Raw genomic sequence first — 1,822 nt, 5'->3', positions numbered from 1 at the left:
TAGCGCTTCAAAGAGTATCTGGATGCCTTCTTTGGTGATGTCATGGGTTTTTAGTCCAAGGCAGGCTTCAAGCAGTCGTTTTAACGATTGAGAGGAATGCTCTTTGCCGAGTTTATGCAGAGCGCTCAACGAGGGAAACAGGTTGAATACTGCTTCGGCATGACTCGCGTCCAGAAAACGCAGCTGATCTTCCTTTGTCAGGGGTTGCAGGATTTCCCAGTAGAGTCTTTTCATGTAGTCGTGTTTCAAGACTCCCGATAATGGTTGTAACCGGGCCGAGTACTGATCCCATAAGCTTTTATCCGGCAATGACTTCAGCCGCTTGACAAAGTAGACAAAACGCGCCCTCAATTCATTGGAAGAAAACAGAATCATTGACTTATTTAACAGGTGCAAAGGCACAGCTTTACCCGAGTAACGCCACAAAAAATCCCGGTCCTGTCGATTAGCCCGGAGGTAGTGCTCGATACCTTTTCCCCCATAAGAAGACAGAAGCTTTATTAATGATTCCAGCATCGGAACGGCTTGAGTCTTTTCAAGGAGTTGGTGAAATTGCTTTAAAGCAGCCCAGTTCAGTGACCAGTCAGGCTTAGAGGTGGAAAGGTAAAGTGCAACTGTTTTTGTCTGGAGATTGTATTTGTCGTCCTCTTCATCCTCTAAGTCGCTATCATTTTCAGTAAATTCTGTAAAAAGCCACTGTTTCAGTTGTGTTTCCTGCTGTTGCAGCACCTCAGTAGCAGGTAGCCCTTCTGACTTCCAGAGTCTGGTTATAATTTCCAGAAGCAGATCACTGGATGCCCCACCGCAACGTGTCCAGCCCATCACTTTTTTCACTGTCTCGTGTTTGGGCAGTCCCCGGCCATGATTTACGGACGAGAAAGCGCGGAACCGCTCCATACTGAACTTGCCATCCTCGTCTTTCCATTCCGGCCAGCTCAGCACCTCTTTGACCTGCTTATATTTGAGCACGCCCTGACCGTTATTTATAGAAGAAAAGGCGCGGAACAACTTCATATTGAACTCACCATTTTTGTTTTTCCATTCCGGCCAGCCCAGCACCTCTTTCACTACCTCATGTTTGAGCTTGCCTTTGCTGCTATTCATCATGGACGAAAAGGCGCGAAAACGCTCCATATTGAACTCTCCATCCTCGTCTTGCCATTCCGGCCAGCCCAGTACCTCTTTCACTCTCTCGTGTCTTAGTATGCCTTTGTTATGATTCATGGACGAGAAAGATCGGAACCGCTCTATACTGAACTCACCATCCTTGTCTTTCCATTCCGGCCAGCCCATCATCTCTTTTACTTCTATATGCCGGGGCGTGCCTTTGCTATTATTCATGGAGGAAAAACAGCGGAGCAGCTCCATACTGAAATCACCATCATTGTTTTTCCATTCCGGCCAGTTCAGCACTGTTTTCACTTCCTCATGTTTTAGCAAGCCTCTGCAATTATTCATGGACGAGAAAGCGCGGAACAGTTCAATATTGAACTCGCCATCCTTGTCTTTCCATTCCAGCCAGCTCAGCACTTCTTTCACTTCCTCATGTTTGGGCATGCCTTTGCTACTATTCATGGAAGAGAAAGCGCGGAAAAGCTCCATACCAAACTTGCCATCCTTATCTTTCCATTCCGGCCAGCCCAGCACCTCCTTCACGTCGTCGTGTTTGAGTGTGCCTCTGCCACTGTTCATGGACGAGAATGCGCGAAACAGCAATATATTGAACTCGTTATCCTTGTCTTTCCATTCCGGCCAGCCCAGCACTTCTTTCACATCCTCATGGTTGAGCATGCCCTTGCCACTGTTCATGGACGAGAAGGAG

The 1,822-nt window shown here is 47.4% G+C and carries 1 protein-coding gene; it reads right to left on the bottom strand.

What is annotated here, in order from left to right; all coding sequences use genetic code 11:
- Positions 1 to 1,822: hypothetical protein (locus KDK17_RS17975; protein WP_257255282.1), on the bottom strand; the 1,822-nt coding region annotated here is incomplete at both ends.

Source organism: Endozoicomonas sp. SESOKO2, assembly GCF_024606245.1.
Taxonomy (GTDB): Bacteria; Pseudomonadota; Gammaproteobacteria; order Pseudomonadales; family Endozoicomonadaceae; genus Endozoicomonas_A.
This window is presented reverse-complemented; position numbering and strand designations above follow the sequence as displayed.